Raw genomic sequence first — 17249 nt, 5'->3', positions numbered from 1 at the left:
TGTGACATGCCGTCACGTAGTAATAGTCTCTACGGCGCTTCGCATGGCGGATGCGAGCTGCTTGCGGTGGAAAAAACCTCTTAAAGAATCTCTAAGAAGAAATTTCCACTCGGCCTGCTTGCTGCAACTTTCGGTATGGACTAAGCCAGTTCCTTACCGTTCTCGGTGTCTTCCCGATCTCTTTGGCGATGTCATCGATGTTGTACTTCTTCTCCCATAGGGATATTGCCTTCTGTTTTAGACTCTCTTTCTTTGTTTTCAATGCTGACTCTGGGGCGATGTAATCTTCAGAGAACGCTTCGTTAATTTCGCAATTACCTAAGTTTTCAGCAAGGAAGTTTGCGATATCGAGGTCTTGTACAAATAACAAGATGCTGGAGAGGCTTGTTCTTGACCTCAGGGCAGTTCTGCAAGCAGATTGAAGGGTGGACTCGTAGAATCGTTCGTACTTCACTGCATCCTTGATTTCATTGGGGGTTACTGTGCTCTCGATAGAGAGTAGTTCTGCAAGTGTGTACAGACTCCTGCGTTCCATTGGGGTTATATTCCCGTGCTGTAGGCAAATAGCAATGTTGTATTCGGAATATTCGTTGATGCCTCTGTTGTCGATGGGGATGAACTTTATATTACTATCGTCGTGGCCTTGCGGAACTGGTAGTTCAGGTTTGCACCACTGATGTGCTACTAGGATCGCTCTTCTGCTTCCGATTATTCTAAATACATCGACTTTCAGCCATGCATCTAGCAAGCAATCTTTTTGATAGTCTGGATAAAGCTTGCCTGCCTTCATGAGTGCTGATCTCTTTGAGTAAGACCTGTTCCTGAAGAACGGGTGAATCTCTACCTTGTTTCCATACCCAGTAAAATCTATGTTTGCCTCGATGGGGCGAATGCACCAGCCTGCTCCTTTCAGGATAATTCCAAGAAGTGTTTTCTCCACTTCGGCACCCATGATTACCGCTTCCTCTGCTGCAGCGAATGCAGGGATGTAATGTTTGATTCCAATGATTCTGATGGTTCGCTTCAGCTTGGCGTCGAGTTCTTCAACTTCAACAACATACCTGCAATCAAGCAGTGCCTTGAGAATGCTGCGTGCATCAGAGGTAAGAGTTGAATCGTCTCCGTTGGCCAGTCCTTCAATTAGAGTACGGCAATCTTCCTTCGCATTTATTCTGCTCTTGTCGCCTATTTTAGTCACATCGGTGAGGGTGCCAAACGCTTTACGGTAGGAGAGATCGGTGAAACTGTATGTCGAACAATCCCAGGTTGTCGGGACTTCATCTACGTACAGTCTCCATCCATGCACGGTCTCAGGGTTGATCAACCGCAGTGACTCGTGGGTACAGATGAGAATCCTGTGGGTGCGGTTGAGCAGGCTTTCTTCTAGGCACTTCACGACAGAGCCTTTTACGGTACTGCTATCGATGGCATTGAAATCCATCTTCAGGTCCTGCATTCGGCTTTGCACTTCCGCTGAAAGAATCTTGGTTGGAAACGCAAGTACAGAGCATTGATCGTTTAGCTTGGCCAGTTGGTTAATTAGCCAAGATGTTTTTCCTGCACCTGGCGGTGCAATTAATGTGTGTATGGCTTTCATAAACGTTTTGGCTTTGAAGTGATTAACTGAATTCAGGGCGGAACAATGCACTGCCAGAGCTATGAGTCTCTGGTCAAAGGTATGTGAAGTCTCAACAACGCTCTGGCAGCTTTTGATGAAGCTTGTCGTTGGGGAATAATTGTAAGCCGTGTTTTCCCGATTCAGCGAACTTTTGGAGCTGGGGCTGGTTAATGAAGGTTCACTGATTGTTTGTGTGTGATGGTATTAATCATCTTTTAAGATGTTGTTTTTATATTTTAAGTAATCCTCCCTCATTTTGGATGTCCGGTCTTTCCGATAGTGAAGAAGGGATGATAGCGTCGGCGTAAGGTGAGGGTATTGATTGGTAAATAGTTTAAGAAAAACCACGTCGGAGCTATCCGCAGTTACCGAAAAATACTCTTCATGATCATCGTAATCATGTGTTACACCCCTTATTTCCCCGTTGGGAGTGATCTGGAAGTAGTGAGAGGGAGGGGTGATATAGACATCCTCATCATAATCGTTGGAATCTATTAGGGTGGTGTCTATTACAGTAGCCCACTGAATTGGGTAGAGCTCTCCATGTTCAGGGTTAATGAATGGCTGGTTGTCATAGATAAAGTGATCTTTGTGGTTTGCTGTTGGGAATGGCGTTTTATTTTTCATAAGGCAATACCTATCAGTCTCTCATAGTACTTCGTGCTTGTACTTGAAGTGAGAGGGGGGTAATGGTTGTTGTTAAAGGGGGTCTTAGACGGCTTATTCAATATGTGCGTATATGGGCTCTAAATGCTTTTGGAGTAGGTTTTATCTAATTGATTGAAAAGCCTGCCAGGATTAGATAGATGAATCCTTGCTCTTGGTCTTGGCTACGACTCTGGAAAGTTAGGTCAAGTTTTTCAGTCGTTCAATCTTGGCCATATGCTCGCGACGCTTTTTCTTTGGGTAACTTTGCTTGATGTCAAAAAGGGCTTTTCGAGCTTTGTGATATGCCCGATAAGTCTCAAGCTGCCAGTAATGTAAGTTGGAGTCCGGCCAGTTGATCTGGAATTGCACAATGAAATCACATTCGGCTTCGCTCGCAGCTACGCAGTGCTGTCCCTCATGAATAGAAGGCTCATAGGTAAATCCGGTAATTTCCATGTCGTTTGTCATCAGGAAATACATTTGATGGATCTTGTAAGGCTCAGCCTCTGTAGCGATTCCACAGTAGGGCGAGAGAAACGCGTTAAGAATTGCTGCCAATTTTTCTGGATCACAATCAGTACGGTTACTGTTCTCTTGGGGGTTAGCAATATTCATGTTTTCTGAAATGGCCATTAAAGTTTTGGGTGGGTTAGTGCGCCGATATCACTAAGAATAGTTATCGTCGCATGCTAATTTATATGTGCGATGTTTGCCAGCGGGGTTGAACTTGTTGTTGAGTGCTATCTGGCTCTCTTGTGAGTTCTTTAGATTTGGAGTGGAGATTTTTTGCTGTAGCGGCTGAGCCGGTCCAGCTGGATGAAGTCTTAAGGCTTAATGGTTCCCTGTCAATACTTTTTAAAAAATTATTTTTATGCGCGTTACTTGATAATTCAATGGCTTGGTTGCTTGGTCATTTTGTCATTTGGTTGCTCGCTTAATTAATTGCTTGCGTACCTGAACACCCACCGGAATACTTATCTGAGCACCTACCCAAATACCTGAATTCCCACTGGAATACTTATCTGAGCACCTACCCAAATACCTGAACACCCACCGGCATACTTATCTGAGCACCTACCCAAATACCTGAATTCCCGCCGGAATACTTATCTGAGCACCTACCCAAATACCTGAACACCCACCGGAATACTTATCTGAGCACCTACCCAAATACCTGGGTGGGTGACCAAGTGAATGGGTAATGGGTAAGTACCCACATATATAGGTAAGTAATCGCTCACTCACGTAAGCACGCAAATGCATAAATCTATATACAAGCATCCGCCTTCCATGCTGCGGCTGTTGGATATATTGAGGTCAGGCTGGGTCGTGGATGCTGATGTGATGAAGGGCGTTCGCCATTGCCTTCAGTGGGCTGCGGCTACCATAAATACTGAACGTCACCGCTCCGTCCTCGTGGCCTGCAATCCGTTTGATCAGCGAGTCTTGTACTCCTGCGTCCCGCATATCGTCGATGAGCGTGTGCCGAAAACTGTGGAACGTCTTTCTCGGGTCGGTGATGCCCTGCTTGGTCTTATACCGACTGAACCACTTTGACGGTGCGTGGCCAAGCTTCCCTCGTACGGCTTCCAGTTCAGGGAACAGCCGATCTGCTCCGGTGATCCGGACTGCTTCGACATGCTGCATCAGACCCAAGTTGAGCAGAGCGGGGTGCAAGGGGAGAATGCGTCGGCTGCTGGAGTTCTTCAGGTTCTGACTTTCGCGGCTGTCATCGATGCGGATGCACTGGATGCCCTGTTGTTCGATGAAGTCATCTACACGCAGTTGGCAGAGCTCTTCCAGTCGTGCTCCAGTAGCTCGACCCAAGAGCGGCAGCCAGTAACGCCATGGATGCTTTCGGGCTTCTGCTCTCAGTGCATCCAGGTTGAGAAGGGTGGTCAGATCCTCACGATCAAATGACAACCGGGCCTCTTTGGCAGACCCGGTCATGACTTTGAGTCCCAGCAGCGGATTGTCAGTGATGTACCCGTTCGACTTGCACCAGTTCAGGAAGGCCGAGAGTTTGCGAAGACGGTTGTTTACAGTAACGGCAGTGATGGTTTTGTAAGAGGCGCCAGACTCAACAACCTGCTTCAGGGTCTTGCCCTCATACTCGGGGCGTAGTCCAAAGTACTGCGGACAGCGACTTAGACGATCTTTCAACAGTCGGGCTTGCTGTACGTCGAATGCTTCAACGGACATGTCGCCCATCAGTTCGAACAAATCTCGCAATGAACGTTCGACTTCGTGTGTGCTGACCTCACGCCACGTACCCCCACGTTTTCCTTCCTCTATATAGAGCTTGGATAAGGTGGCGAGGGTAGGGCCGTCGCTGTGCCGCTTCACGGTAACCACTGGTGCCTTTCTTGGAACAGTCTGAATTGGCTGCGTTGGAGCAGCGTCTCGCCACTCCGAACACAATGCACGGAGCGTCTGAAGGTCAGTCATGGGGTGGACGTTCAAGTGGTTGTGCACTTGTTGTGCAAGCGAAGCGGCGAAGAACAGGGCGCTCTGCCGCTGCCGGATGTTCAGGCTCAAACGTAAAGTGTGACACCTCGGGAAGAGGTGCTTGGGCAGCTTGAGATTGAGGTAGTAGAGCGCCCCGCGCTTGATTAGGTAGGCCATGGGTGTGACACCAAAGTGTTACAGCAAAGTGTGACAGTGCTGGCTACACCCCGAGTCTTTTACTGCCCGTGCAGGGAGTTCGCACGTTAGATATCCAGCAGCCTCATAAGCCTGAAACCCTTACCCCATAAGGCCCGCAACGATTGCCGAGCATGCTGGCATGCCACCCGGTCAGGCCTGGAAGGGAGCAGCCGCAGCGGTGACATTGTGTGCCGGGGTGTGGCTGGTGGGGTTACCACCTTAACGAACCGCGAGACCCTCTCTCGCGTTATCTGCCTCGAACCATTTTTCCTGTACTGCCATGGCATCTGCCCATAGCGGTTTTTTGTCGTCCGTGATTTTCCTGCGACATGGAAAAAGGAGGGCGACCTGTCGAGCGCGACACGTCGGTCTCCTTTGTTCTTTTCTGGCTCTAAGGCTTGGACAAGGCCTGGTCAACCGCTGCAATCAGCTTTCCCAGATCCTTTGGGGGGGCTTTATGTATGACATCGAACAGATACGCCCGCTGTTCGTCTTCATCGCCAAGGTCGGCGAAAAAGGCTTTCAGCTTCACCCCCAGCACATTGGCAAACATGAACAGTGCATCCACGCTGGGGGTATAGGTGCCGGTTTCGAAGCGGCTGATGGTTTTGGGGTCAAAACCGGTTTTTTCGCCTAGTTCAGCCTGAGTAAGCCCCGCGACCTTGCGGTACCGCCGGATGGCTGGACCCAAACTTGAAATGTGCATCGCTCAATTCCCATTTAGAATCAAGAACTTAACGATAGATTTTCGCATTAGACAACTGCATGATCCATCACCTTGCTTTTCAAAATGTGATGTATTTCGTAGAATTGCCGCGCTAATGCGACATTGAATGAGCTTGTTTCAGATTATGGAACGATGTGAAAAAGCCATTAGTGCGCGTTCACGCAAGGCGGCGAGAGCTCTTGCACAATATTACCAGCATCGGTGTTGCTGCCTTGAACGGGTTCCACCGCCAGCGACAGCGAGCCTGACTCATGGATGAGAAGTACCGCAGGGCGGTGGATGCCGCCGCGATTTTTTCCGAGACCGATCTGAGCGGCCGGATCACCCACGTCAATGATCAGTTTTGCGCAGTGTCCGGCTATAGCCGTGAAGAATTGCTTGGTCAAAACCATCGCATGCTCAATTCCGGTATGCACGCCACTGAATTTTTCGTCGAGATGTGGCGCACCATCGCCCTGGGTCAGATCTGGAAGGGCGAGATCTGCAATCGCGCCAAGGATGGCAGCCTGTATTGGGTCGACAGCACCATGGTGCCGGTGATCGATAGCGCCACCGGGCGGGTCGAGAGGTATCTGTCGATTCGGTTCGACATCAGTGAAAAACGGCAACTCCTGCATTCCCTGCAATGGCGGGTCGGCCATGACGTGCTCACCGGGCTGCCCAATCGTGCGTTTCTTTCGGATCTACTCGATCAGGCGCTGGAGTTCTCCCGCCAGGAGAACATTGCGCTGGCGGTGTGCATGCTCGATCTCGATGGCTTCAAGGCGGTCAACGATGGCTACGGACATGCCACGGGCGATCTGCTGCTGGTGGAGGTGGCCAAGCGCCTGCGCAACATCGTGCGTGGCGAGGATGTAGTCGCGCGGCTGGCCGGCGATGAGTTCGTCCTGGTGTTGCGGTACGTACACGATCTGCCGCAACTGCGGGCGGCGCTGAACCGGGTGCTGGGAGCCATATCGGTACCGTATTCGCTGCATGGCAAGGACATCCATGTGTTTGCCAGCATTGGCGTCACGCTCTTTCCTGACGATAACGAAGATGCCGGGACCCTGTTGCGGCATGCCGACCAGGCCATGTATGTGGCCAAGCAGAGCGGTCGCAAGCGCTTTCATATATTCGACGTTACCCGCGACCGTGAGGTCAAGGCGACTCACGAGACGGTCGAGCGGGTACGCCAGGCGCTGGTGGACGGCGAACTGCGCCTGCATTTCCAGCCCAAGGTCAACATGCGCCGTGGCCGGGTCGTCGGCTTCGAGGCATTGCTGCGCTGGGAGCATCCGCAAAACGGCCTGGTGCGCGCATGGGAATTTCTACCCCAAGTGGAAGAGACAGACCTGATCATCGATATCGGTGAATGGGTCATCGATCAGGTGTTGGCCCAGTTGGATCGATGGCGACAGGATGGGCATGACTGGCCGGTGAGCATCAATATTGCGGCGCGGCATTTTCAGCGGGCGGATTTCGTCGAGCGGCTCCAAAACCTGTTGGCGCGGCACGATCGGGTCGCGCCGCAGCGCCTTGACCTGGAGATCGTCGAGTCGGTCGCAGTCGAGAACATCCAGCATGTCAGTGCGTGCCTGCAGGCCTGCCAGGCGCTGGGGGTGCAGTTTTCCCTGGGGGATTTCGGCACCGGCTACTCATCCCTGAGTTACCTCAAGCGCCTGCGCACCCAGACCATCAAGATCGACAAGTCCTTTGTGCGCGACATTGTTCACGACGGTGATGACCTGGCCTTGACCACGGCCGTGATCGGCCTGGCCCGGGCATTTGGTCGCCAGGTGGTCGCAGAGGGGGTGGAAAGTATCGAGCACGGAGAGCTGCTGTTGCATCTTGGCTGCGAAGTGGCCCAGGGGGATTTCATTGCGCAGCCGATGCCGGCCGTCGATGTGCCGGGCTGGGTCGCCGGTTTTGTCGCGCCAGCGCAATGGCGGGTGGCGCAGGCAACCGGTCACGGCCTGGCTTCAGCCTTGCCGCCAATGTAGAGCCGAATGATGTCATCGATCTCCCCAGACATCTTCATCCGCAGCAGGGTGCGCAGAATGCGCTGCACCGGCACCTTGGGATCATTGCGCACATAGCAGCCGACGTTTTGTTCCTGCAGCAGCGCCACCCTTTGCAGTTGCTGCTGGGGTAGCAATCGCTGGTTGAACCAGTCCAGGGTCCATTGGTTGCTGACCGCATAACGGTTGCGCCCGGCATGTAGCTTCTCCAGCACTTGTTCCTGGTTGCGTGCATCGTCGCGCTGCAGCCGGTTGGTGTCGAACAGCAGTTGCAGGGTCGGGTAGCTGTAGCCGAGTACCGTGCCGATCGATTGATGGGCCAGGTGAGTCGGATTCACTGACGTCGGAGCACCGGATTGGCTGATCAGCAAGTCAGGTTGCGTCCAGAGCGGAATGCTCCAGATATAGTCGCCGGACTGGTTCGGCGTCCATGACTGCGCGGCGTAGCAGCGAATGTCCACCTCGCCATGCTCCATGGCGCTCTGCACCCGACCGCGGGGCAATACGTGAAACTGCGCCGGTACGCCGACCTGGGTGGCGAGGCTGAGCATCACGTCATACAGGATGCCCTGGGTCGGCCGCCCACGTTCCAGCTGCACCATCGGCATGGCCCAACTGTCAGGTATCACGAAGCGCAGCGGCGCGTCAGCGGCCGCCCCGTCCAGGCTGATCAACAGCAGTGCCCCCAAGCCCAGCCGCATAAACGCTCCGATAAATCCTTCCAAAGAGCAGCTTAGCCAGATTAGACGAGCGCACCGGATGCAATTTGTGCCTTGCTCCGCTAGCATTAGCCGCTTCTGCTTCCTTCGCTGCGACGGTTTTCGATGAGTTATCAGGTTCTTGCACGTAAATGGCGTCCGCGCTCGTTCCGCGAAATGGTCGGCCAGACCCATGTGCTCAAGGCTCTGATCAATGCCTTGGACAGCCAGCGGCTGCACCACGCGTACCTGTTTACCGGTACGCGCGGGGTCGGCAAGACCACCATTGCGCGGATCATCGCCAAATGCCTGAACTGTGAAACAGGTATCACTTCAACGCCTTGTGGCGAGTGTTCGGTGTGCCGCGAGATCGATGAAGGGCGCTTCGTCGACCTGATCGAGATCGACGCCGCCAGCCGCACCAAGGTCGAGGACACCCGCGAGCTGCTCGACAACGTGCAGTACGCCCCCAGCCGCGGGCGCTTCAAGGTCTACCTGATCGACGAAGTGCACATGCTTTCCAGCCATTCCTTCAATGCGCTGTTGAAAACCCTCGAAGAGCCGCCGCCTTACGTCAAGTTCATCCTGGCCACCACCGACCCGCAGAAACTTCCTGCAACGATTCTTTCCCGTTGCCTGCAGTTCTCCCTGAAGAACATGACCCCGGAGCGGGTCGTCGAGCATTTGAGCCATGTGCTGAGCGTCGAGAACGTACCGTTCGAAGACGACGCGCTGTGGTTGCTCGGTCGTGCCGCCGACGGTTCGATGCGCGATGCCATGAGCCTCACCGACCAGGCGATCGCCTTCGGTGAAGGCAAGGTCATGGCCGCTGACGTGCGGGCGATGCTCGGTACCCTCGATCACGGTCAGGTCTATGACGTGTTGCATGCGTTGATCGAAGGCGACGCCAAGGCCTTGCTCGAAGCGGTCCGCCACCTGGCTGAACAGGGCCCGGACTGGAACGGCGTGCTCTCGGAAATCCTCAATGTGCTGCACCGTGTCGCCATTGCCCAGGCCTTGCCTGAAGGCGTCGACAACGGTCACGGCGACCGCGACCGGGTGCTGGCCCTGGCCCAGGCCTTGCCGGCCGAAGACGTGCAGTTCTATTACCAGATGGGCTTGATCGGCCGCCGCGACCTGCCGCTGGCGCCAGACCCCCGTGGCGGCTTTGAAATGGTGCTGTTGCGCATGCTGGCGTTCCGCCCCGCCGATACTGCGGACGCGCCGAGGCAACCGCTAAAGACAGTGGGGATCAGCCAGGCCACGGTTGATTCCGCCAAATCAGTGGCTGCCACGCCGGTCGTTGCGCCTGTAACCGCTGCGCCTGTTGCAGCCGTGGCTGCGGCACCTGCGCCGGTTGCTCCCGTTGTAGTACCTGAGCCAGTGCCTGAGCCGGTGGTCGAGGCGGTCGTGGTCGAAGAAGTGGTCGACCTGCCGTGGAATGACCCGGTCGAGCCGGAAGTCGTTCAGCAGCCAGCCGTCGAGCCGGTGCTGGAAACCGCCAGCGAGCAGCCCGAGTTGCCGCCGATGCCACTGCCGACGCCGGACAGCGTGGTGCCGGACGCGCCGGAGTGGGCCGCCGCGCCCATTCCAGAGCCGTCGGTGGCCGAAGTCGATGCCGCCACGCCGGGCATGGACCTGGATGACGAGCCGCCGCTGGACGAAGATTACATCGAGCCAGACATGGACTCGGCCTACAGCTACCTCGACGAGTTGGCCAGCGAGCACGCCGCCGAGCCGGCCGCAGAACCCGAGCCGGAGCCTGCCGCAGCACCGGCCACCGGCCTGGCCCTGCAATGGCTGGAGCTGTTCCCGAACCTGCCGATCTCCGGCATGACCGGCAGCATCGCCGCCAACTGCACGCTGATCGCCGTCGATGGCGACAATTGGTTGCTGCACCTGGACCCGGCCCACAGCGCCTTGTTCAACGCCACGCAACAGCGGCGCCTCAACGAAGCGTTGAACCAGTATCACGGGCGCACCCTGACCCTGACCATGGAGCTGATCAAGCCCGAGCAGGAAACCCCGGCCCAGGCGGCGTCCCGTCGGCGTGCCGACCGTCAGCGCGAGGCCGAGGAGTCAATCCATGGTGATCCGTTCATCCAGCAAATGATGCAGCAGTTCGGTGCGGTCATCCGTAACGATACTATTGAACCTGTCGAGGCCCTGGTCAGTCAGGGCTAATAACTGAAGGCGCTCGCCCGAACGGGCGGGGCGCCGTTTTAATCCAAGTACTTTTGAGGTGATTCCCATGATGAAAGGTGGCATGGCCGGCCTGATGAAGCAGGCACAGCAGATGCAGGAAAAAATGGCCAAGATGCAGGAAGAGCTGGCCAACGCCGAAGTCACCGGTAAAGCCGGTGGCGACATGGTCACCGTGGTGATGACCGGTCGTCACGACGTCAAGCGCGTGACCATCGACCCAAGCCTGGTCGAAGGCCTGAGCGAAGATGACAAGGAAATGCTGGAAGCGGTGTTCGCTGCGGCCGTCAACGACGCCGTGCGCAAGATCGAAGCCAACAGCCAGGACAAAATGGGCAGCATGACCGCTGGCATGCAACTGCCACCGGGCATGAAACTGCCATTCTGATTCGCCTTCAGGCGGCAGATGAGCTACAAAAAATGCCAGGCATCGCGTCTGGCATTTTTGTTTCTGGCAGGAAGAAGTGCTGTGACTGCCAGGCCCTCTTCGCGAGCAAGCCCGCTCCCACATTGATTTTGTGCACGCCGCAGATCTAATGTGGGAGCGGGCTTGCTCGCGAAGGGGGCAACGCGGTCTCACTGAATAAACATCGAACGCCATACCGCCACAAAGGTCTGCTCCCTATATCACCGAACTTCATCGATCAAAGGAGACGCTGCCATGTCCGACCCCATGACCCTCAACCAACGAATCGTCCTGGCTTCGCGCCCGGTCGGCGCGCCAACACCGGAAAACTTCCGCATGGAGCGGGTCGCGCTCCCCGATCTGGAAGAGGGTCAGGTGCTGCTCAAGACCCTTTATCTGTCGCTGGATCCCTACATGCGTGGGCGCATGAGTGATGCGCCGTCCTACGCCGCGCCGGTGGAAATCGGCGACGTGATGACCGGCGGTGCGGTCAGCCGGGTCGAGCGTTCGCGCCATCCCAAGTTTCATGAAGGGGATCTGGTGGTGGGCGCCACGGGGTGGCAGAGCCACAGCATCAACGACGGTCGAAGTATCATTCCGGTACCGTCGGGGCTGCCCAGCCCGTCCATGGCCCTGGGTGTGCTGGGCATGCCGGGCATGACTGCCTACATGGGCTTGATGGACATCGGCCAGCCAAAGGAAGGCGAGACCCTCGTGGTCGCCGCGGCCTCAGGCGCCGTCGGTTCGGTGGTAGGTCAGGTAGCCAAGATCAAGGGCCTGCGTGTGGTCGGCGTAGCCGGTGGCGCGGACAAGTGCCGTTACGTGGTCGAGGAGCTGGGCTTCGATGCCTGCGTCGACCACAAGAGCCCGGACTTCGTAGACGAGCTGGCGCAGGCGTGCCCCAAGGGCATCGATATCTATTACGAGAACGTCGGTGGCAAGGTGTTCGACGCTGTGGTTCCGTTGCTCAACCCCAAGGCGCGGATTCCGCTCTGCGGCCTGATTGCGTCCTACAACGCCAGCGAAGCACCGAGTGGCCCGGATCGTCTGCCACTGTTGCAACGCACGTTGCTGACCAAGCGCGTACGGATCCAGGGTTTCATCGTGTTCGACGACTACGGCGATCGCCAGCCGGAATTCATCAGCGCGATGGCGTCGTGGGTGCGCGATGGCAAGGTGAAGTTCCGCGAAGACGTGGTCGATGGCCTGGAGAATGCGCCTGATGCGTTCATCGGCCTGCTCGAAGGCCGCAACTTCGGCAAGTTGGTGGTACGGGTGGCGCCAGCGCAATAATTGACGCTCAACGGAGGCGCGGGTATAAACCGCGTCTCGTTGTTTTCGTCGGACTTTTCCCCATGAGCTTCAGCCCTTTGATTCGCCAACTGATCGACGCCCTGCGAATTTTGCCAGGTGTGGGTCAGAAAACCGCCCAGCGCATGGCGTTGCAGTTGCTCGAGCGTGATCGCAGTGGTGGCTCGCGCCTGGCACTGGCCCTGAGCCAGGCCATGGACGGGGTCGGTCACTGCCGTCTGTGCCGCACCCTGACCGAAGACGACCTCTGTCCGCAATGCGCCGATACCCGGCGCGACGACACCTTGCTCTGCGTGGTGGAAGGGCCGATGGACGTCTACGCCGTGGAGCAGACCGGTTTCCGTGGCCGCTACTTCGTGCTCAAGGGTCACCTGTCGCCGCTTGACGGGCTGGGCCCGGAGGCGATCGGCATTCCGCAGTTGATGGCGCGGATCGAGGAGGCGGGCACGTTCACTGAAGTCATCCTCGCCACCAACCCGACGGTGGAAGGCGAAGCCACCGCGCACTACATCGCCCAGTTGCTCAGCAGCAAAGGCCTGATCGCGTCGCGCATCGCCCATGGCGTGCCGTTGGGGGGGGAGTTGGAGTTGGTGGATGGCGGGACGCTGGCGCATTCGTTTGCGGGGCGAAAGCCGATTTCCCTCTAAGTTGTGTGGTGTTTTTACTGACGCCTTCGCGAGCAAGCCCGCTCCCACATGGCATTAGCGGTGCATACAGAACCCCTGTAGGAGCCGGCTTGCTGGCGATGCAGGCGCCTCGGTCTCGCTGATTCACACAATCCTGTTGAAAACCAAGCAAGCGCTCGGTTAACTTCCCTGAACCCTTCAGTGGAGTTCGCCGATGCCTGCTTTCGAGGAATACTTCGACCCCAGCCACCAAATGGTCCGCGACAGTGTAAGACGTTTCGTCGAGCGCGAGATCCTGCCGGACATCGACCAGTGGGAAGAAGCCGAAAGCTTTCCCCGAGAGCTTTACCTGAAGGCCGGTGCGGCGGGGATTCTCGGCATCGGTTATCCACAGAGCCTGGGTGGCAGCCACGAGGGCGATGTGTTTGCCAAGATCGCCGCCAGCGAAGAACTGATGCGCTGTGGCTCCGGGGGCCTGGTGGCGGGGCTGGGGTCGCTGGACATCGGCTTGCCGCCGATTCTCAAGTGGGCCAGGCCGCAAATCCGTGACCGGGTCGTGCCCCAGGTGCTGTCCGGCGAGAAAATCAGCGCCCTGGCCGTCACCGAACCCGGCGGCGGTTCCGACGTCGCCAACCTGCAAACCCGCGCCGTGCGTGAGGGCGAGTTCTACCGGGTCAGCGGCAGTAAAACCTTCATCACCAGCGGTGTGCGCGCGGATTTCTACACCGTCGCGGTGCGCACCGGCGAGCCGGGCTTTTCCGGCATCAGCCTGTTGTTGATCGAGAAGGGCTCACCGGGTTTCACCGTCGGACGGCCATTGAAGAAAATGGGCTGGTGGGCGTCGGACACGGCCGAACTGTTCTTCGATGATTGCCAGGTGCCCGTAGGCAATCTGATCGGCAGCGAAAACATGGGTTTTGCCTGCATCATGGGCAATTTCCAGAACGAACGCCTGGCGCTGGCCTTGATGGCCAACATGACTGCGCAGCTTGCCCTTGAGGAGAGCCTCAAGTGGGCGCGCGAGCGTGAAGCCTTTGGCAAGCCGATCGGCAAGTTCCAGGTGATCAAGCATCGCCTGGCGGAGATGGCCACGGCACTTGAAGTCTCAAGGGAATTCACCTACCGGCAGGCGGCGAAGATGGCGGCGGGCAAGAGCGTGATCAAGGAAATCTCCATGGCCAAGAATTTTGCCACGGATACGGCAGACCGGATCACCCACGATGCCGTGCAGATCCTCGGTGGCCTGGGTTACATGCGCGAGAGCCTGGTGGAGCGGTTGTACCGGGATAACCGGATTCTTTCGATTGGCGGGGGGACGCGGGAAGTGATGAACGAGATCATCAGCAAGCAGATTGGGTTGTGACAAGTTTTAGGTTGATGTTGTAGCGGCTGACGCTTTTGCGAGCAAGCCCGCTCCCACAGTTGATTTGCGTCGTGCACAACATTTCTGTACACCAAGATTCCCTGTGGGAGCGGGCTTGCTCGCGAAGAGGCCCTTTCAGGCGCTACTTACTTATCGGTAAGAGCAAACTGCGTCAGGCAAAAAGTAGGAATCCCCATGTCTTCCAGGCGCTGCGATCCACCCAGCTCCGGCAAATCAATGATCGCCGCCGCTTCATGAACCCGCGCACCCATGCGCCGAACCAGGTTCGCCGCCGCAATCAGGGTGCCGCCAGTGGCGATCAGGTCGTCGAACATCACCACCGAATCACCTTCGCACAGGCTGTCGGCGTGCACTTCAAGAAACGCTTCGCCGTACTCCGTCGCATAGCCTTCGGCCAGGACGTCGGCTGGCAACTTGCCTTGCTTGCGAAACAGCACCAGCGGCTTGTTCAGCTGATACGCCAGCACCGAACCGATCAGGAAACCCCGGGCATCCATGGCGCCAATGTGGGTGAAATCCGCCTCGACATAGCGGTGGGCGAAACTGTCCATCACCAGGCGCAGGGCCGTGGGCGACTGGAAGAGCGGGGTGATGTCGCGAAAGATCACGCCGGGCTTGGGAAAGTCGATCACGGGGCGGATGAGGGATTTGATGTCGAAGGAGTCGAAGACCATCGAAGATGTCCTGGCAGGCTGCAAACGACACAGTATAACGGCGGCTGAACCGTTTCGCTCAGCCGCGATCGGCCGAATCAGCCTTCGAGGGAGCCACCGGCCAGGGCGCACAGCTGGATCGGGTCAAGGATGCGGATTTCCTTGCCTTCGGCGGCGATCAGTTCGTTCTGCTGGAAGCGCGTGAACACCCGCGACACGGTCTCCACCGCCAGGCCCAGGTAGTTGCCGATTTCATTGCGCGACATGCTCAGGCGGAACTGATTGGCCGAGAAACCCCGGGCGCGGAAGCGCGCCGACAGGTTGACCAGGAAGGTGGCGATGCGCTCGTCGGCGGTCTTTTTCGACAACAACAGCATCATCTGCTGATCGTCGCGAATCTCGCGGCTCATCACGCGCATCAGCTGACGACGCAACTGCGGCAGTTGCAGGGCCAGTTCGTCGAGACGTTCGAAGGGGATTTCACACACCGAGGTGGTTTCCAGCGCCTGTGCCGACACCGGATGCTTTTCGGTGTCCATGCCCGACAGCCCGACCAGTTCGCTCGGCAAGTGGAAACCGGTGAGCTGTTCTTCGCCGCCATCGCTCAGGTTGAAGGTCTTCAGGGCTCCGGAGCGCACGGCGTAGACCGAGTCGAACCGGTCGCCCTGGCGGAACAGAAACTCGCCCTTTTTCAGCGGGCGTCCCCGTTTGACGATTTCGTCCAGCGCATCCATATCTTCCAGATTCAGAGAAAGTGGCAAACACAGCGGGGCCAGGCTGCAATCCTTGCAATGTGCCTGGGTGTGAGCGCGCAATTTTACTGGCTCGGACATTTCTTCAATCCTTGTGGGAAAACACACATAAGCTGTAAGGGTAACCCACTGTAGGACATTGAGGCCAGCACGCGGCGGATTTGTCGCAGGGATCTAGATCACCCGGGAAAACCTTTGCTGACTGTGTTGCGCAAGGTAGGCATCGAACACCATGCACACCGAGCGCACCATCAAGCGACCTGCCGGCAACACCGTGATGCGTTCGCTATCGAACTCAATCAGGCCATCCTTGGCCATGCACTGCAATTGCGGCCAAAGTTCGGCGAAATAACCTTGAAAATCGATATTGAAGGCCTGTTCGATCTGGGCGAATTCCAGGCTGAAATTGCAGATCAGCTGCTGAATTACGGCGCGACGCAGTCGGTCATCGGCGTTGCACAGCAGGCCACGGCTGGTGGCCAGCTGTGACGAGGCCAGGGCGTTCTGGTATTGGTTCAGGTCGCTGCTGTTCTGGCAGTACAGGTCGCCGATCTGACTGATCGCCGACACGCCCAGGCCAATCAAGTCGCAATGCCCGTGGGTGGTGTAGCCCTGGAAGTTGCGTTGCAGGGTCCCTTCCTCCTGGGCAATCGCCAGTTCATCGTCGGGCAGCGCGAAGTGGTCCATGCCGATGTAGCGGTAGCCGGCGGCGGTCAGTTGCTCGATGGTGCCCTGAAGCATTTGCAGTTTTTGCGCGGGTGTCGGCAGCTCGTTGCTGTTGATCCGCCGTTGCGGCATGAAGCGTTCCGGCAGGTGTGCGTAGTTGAACACCGAGAGTCGGTCCGGTTGCAGGCTGATGACTTCGTCGACGGTGCGCGCAAAGTTCTCCGGGGTCTGCTTGGGCAGCCCGTAGATCAGGTCGATGTTGATCGAGCGAAACTGCAGGGTGCGGGCGGCGTCGATCACCGCGCGGGTTTCCTCCAGGCTCTGCAGGCGGTTGACCGCGCGTTGCACGGCCGGGTCAAGGTCTTGCAGGCCAATGCTGACCCGATTGAAGCCCAGTTCACGCAACAGGCCCATGGTCGACCAGTCGGCTTCGCGGGGGTCGATTTCGATGCCGTAGTCGCCGGAATCATCGTCCAGCAGATTGAAGTGTTTGCGCAGGTGGGCCATCAACTGGCGCAACTCGTCGTGGCTGAGGAAGGTCGGTGTGCCGCCGCCAAAGTGCAGCTGCTCGACTTTTTGTGTCGGGTCGAGGTGGCAGGCGATCAACTGGATCTCCTGTTCCAGGCGCTGCAGATAGGGCAGCGCGCGGCCGCGATCCTTGGTGATGACCTTATTGCAGGCGCAGTAGTAGCAGATGTTCGCGCAGAACGGCACGTGCACGTACAGCGACAACGGGCGCGCGGCCTTGCGGCTGTCGCGCAGGGCATGCAGCAGGTCGAACGGGCTGATCTGGCTGTGGAATTGCACGGCGGTCGGGTAGGAGGTGTAGCGCGGTCCCGCCAGGTCATAACGGCGGATCAGATCGGTGTCCCAACGAATGGCGTCGAGCATCATGCGGGCATTCCCCCGGAT

15 protein-coding genes are annotated in these 17249 nt (G+C 57.1%); 6 read left to right on the top strand and 9 right to left on the bottom strand.

Annotated features, from left to right (window positions below; all coding sequences use genetic code 11):
* Positions 1-91: 91 nt before the first annotated feature.
* From SOP85_RS18315 to SOP85_RS18295, 5 genes are all read right to left on the bottom strand, one after another.
* Positions 92-1441, bottom strand: a complete 1350-nt coding sequence (locus tag SOP85_RS18315; protein ID WP_323627778.1) for a helix-turn-helix domain-containing protein — start codon at positions 1439-1441, stop codon at positions 92-94.
* A 381-nt stretch (positions 1442-1822) separates the two neighbouring features.
* The gene (locus SOP85_RS18310) at positions 1823-2245 is read right to left on the bottom strand and encodes a hypothetical protein (protein WP_323627777.1); all 423 of its coding nucleotides are present in this window, start codon (positions 2243-2245) and stop codon (positions 1823-1825) included.
* A 219-nt stretch (positions 2246-2464) separates the two neighbouring features.
* A complete protein-coding gene (locus SOP85_RS18305; RefSeq protein ID WP_323627776.1) occupies positions 2465-2899 on the bottom strand; it encodes a hypothetical protein in 435 nt (144 codons plus the stop codon).
* Positions 2900-3583: 684 nt separating this feature from the next.
* Positions 3584-4891, bottom strand: a complete 1308-nt coding sequence (locus SOP85_RS18300; protein WP_323627775.1) for a site-specific integrase — start codon at positions 4889-4891, stop codon at positions 3584-3586.
* A 412-nt stretch (positions 4892-5303) separates the two neighbouring features.
* The gene (locus SOP85_RS18295) at positions 5304-5618 is read right to left on the bottom strand and encodes a helix-turn-helix domain-containing protein (RefSeq protein ID WP_046819450.1); all 315 of its coding nucleotides are present in this window, start codon (positions 5616-5618) and stop codon (positions 5304-5306) included.
* A 272-nt stretch (positions 5619-5890) separates the two neighbouring features.
* Here SOP85_RS18295 and SOP85_RS18290 point away from each other — a divergent pair, with 272 nt between their 5' ends.
* Positions 5891-7621 carry a putative bifunctional diguanylate cyclase/phosphodiesterase gene (locus tag SOP85_RS18290; protein WP_323627774.1) on the top strand — a complete coding sequence of 577 codons (1731 nt, stop codon included), beginning with the start codon at positions 5891-5893 and terminating at the stop codon, positions 7619-7621.
* On the opposite strand, the gene SOP85_RS18285 is transcribed toward SOP85_RS18290, so the two are convergent.
* Complete coding sequence (locus SOP85_RS18285; protein WP_323627773.1) at positions 7588-8340, bottom strand: substrate-binding periplasmic protein; 753 nt, start codon at positions 8338-8340, stop codon at positions 7588-7590. The genes SOP85_RS18290 and SOP85_RS18285 overlap by 34 nt on opposite strands.
* A gap of 123 nt (positions 8341-8463) precedes the next feature.
* Between SOP85_RS18285 and dnaX the strand changes: the two genes are divergently transcribed.
* The 5 genes from dnaX (at position 8464) to SOP85_RS18260 (ending at position 14245) form a co-directional block, all read left to right on the top strand.
* Positions 8464-10521: a DNA polymerase III subunit gamma/tau gene (gene dnaX / locus SOP85_RS18280; RefSeq protein ID WP_323627772.1), complete on the top strand. Its 2058-nt coding sequence runs from the start codon at positions 8464-8466 to the stop codon at positions 10519-10521.
* Between the two features lie 67 nt (positions 10522-10588).
* Positions 10589-10927, top strand: a complete 339-nt coding sequence (locus SOP85_RS18275) for a YbaB/EbfC family nucleoid-associated protein (RefSeq protein WP_007933349.1) — start codon at positions 10589-10591, stop codon at positions 10925-10927.
* A 273-nt stretch (positions 10928-11200) separates the two neighbouring features.
* Positions 11201-12238: an NADP-dependent oxidoreductase gene (locus SOP85_RS18270; RefSeq protein ID WP_323627771.1), complete on the top strand. Its 1038-nt coding sequence runs from the start codon at positions 11201-11203 to the stop codon at positions 12236-12238.
* A gap of 62 nt (positions 12239-12300) precedes the next feature.
* Positions 12301-12903: a recombination mediator RecR gene (recR, locus tag SOP85_RS18265; protein ID WP_323627770.1), complete on the top strand. Its 603-nt coding sequence runs from the start codon at positions 12301-12303 to the stop codon at positions 12901-12903.
* 193 nt (positions 12904-13096) lie between these two features.
* Entirely contained in the window at positions 13097-14245 is a 1149-nt protein-coding gene (locus SOP85_RS18260) for an acyl-CoA dehydrogenase family protein (RefSeq protein ID WP_323627769.1), read from the top strand.
* Positions 14246-14391: 146 nt separating this feature from the next.
* Here SOP85_RS18260 and SOP85_RS18255 read toward each other — a convergent pair whose 3' ends face one another.
* From SOP85_RS18255 to hemN, 3 genes are all read right to left on the bottom strand, one after another.
* Positions 14392-14940, bottom strand: coding sequence for an adenine phosphoribosyltransferase (locus SOP85_RS18255; RefSeq protein ID WP_046819458.1), 549 nt, complete (start codon positions 14938-14940; stop codon positions 14392-14394).
* A 77-nt stretch (positions 14941-15017) separates the two neighbouring features.
* Positions 15018-15752 carry a fumarate/nitrate reduction transcriptional regulator Fnr gene (fnr, locus tag SOP85_RS18250; RefSeq protein ID WP_274077968.1) on the bottom strand — a complete coding sequence of 245 codons (735 nt, stop codon included), beginning with the start codon at positions 15750-15752 and terminating at the stop codon, positions 15018-15020.
* A gap of 93 nt (positions 15753-15845) precedes the next feature.
* Positions 15846-17228 carry an oxygen-independent coproporphyrinogen III oxidase gene (hemN, locus tag SOP85_RS18245; RefSeq protein ID WP_323627812.1) on the bottom strand — a complete coding sequence of 461 codons (1383 nt, stop codon included), beginning with the start codon at positions 17226-17228 and terminating at the stop codon, positions 15846-15848.
* Between the last annotated feature and the right edge of the window lie 21 nt (positions 17229-17249).

The sequence above is a fragment of the Pseudomonas sp. YuFO20 genome, assembly GCF_035064975.1.
Classification (GTDB): domain Bacteria; phylum Pseudomonadota; class Gammaproteobacteria; order Pseudomonadales; family Pseudomonadaceae; genus Aquipseudomonas; species Aquipseudomonas putida_AE.
Note: the sequence above shows the minus strand (reverse complement) of the source record. Positions and strands in the feature narration are given on the sequence as shown.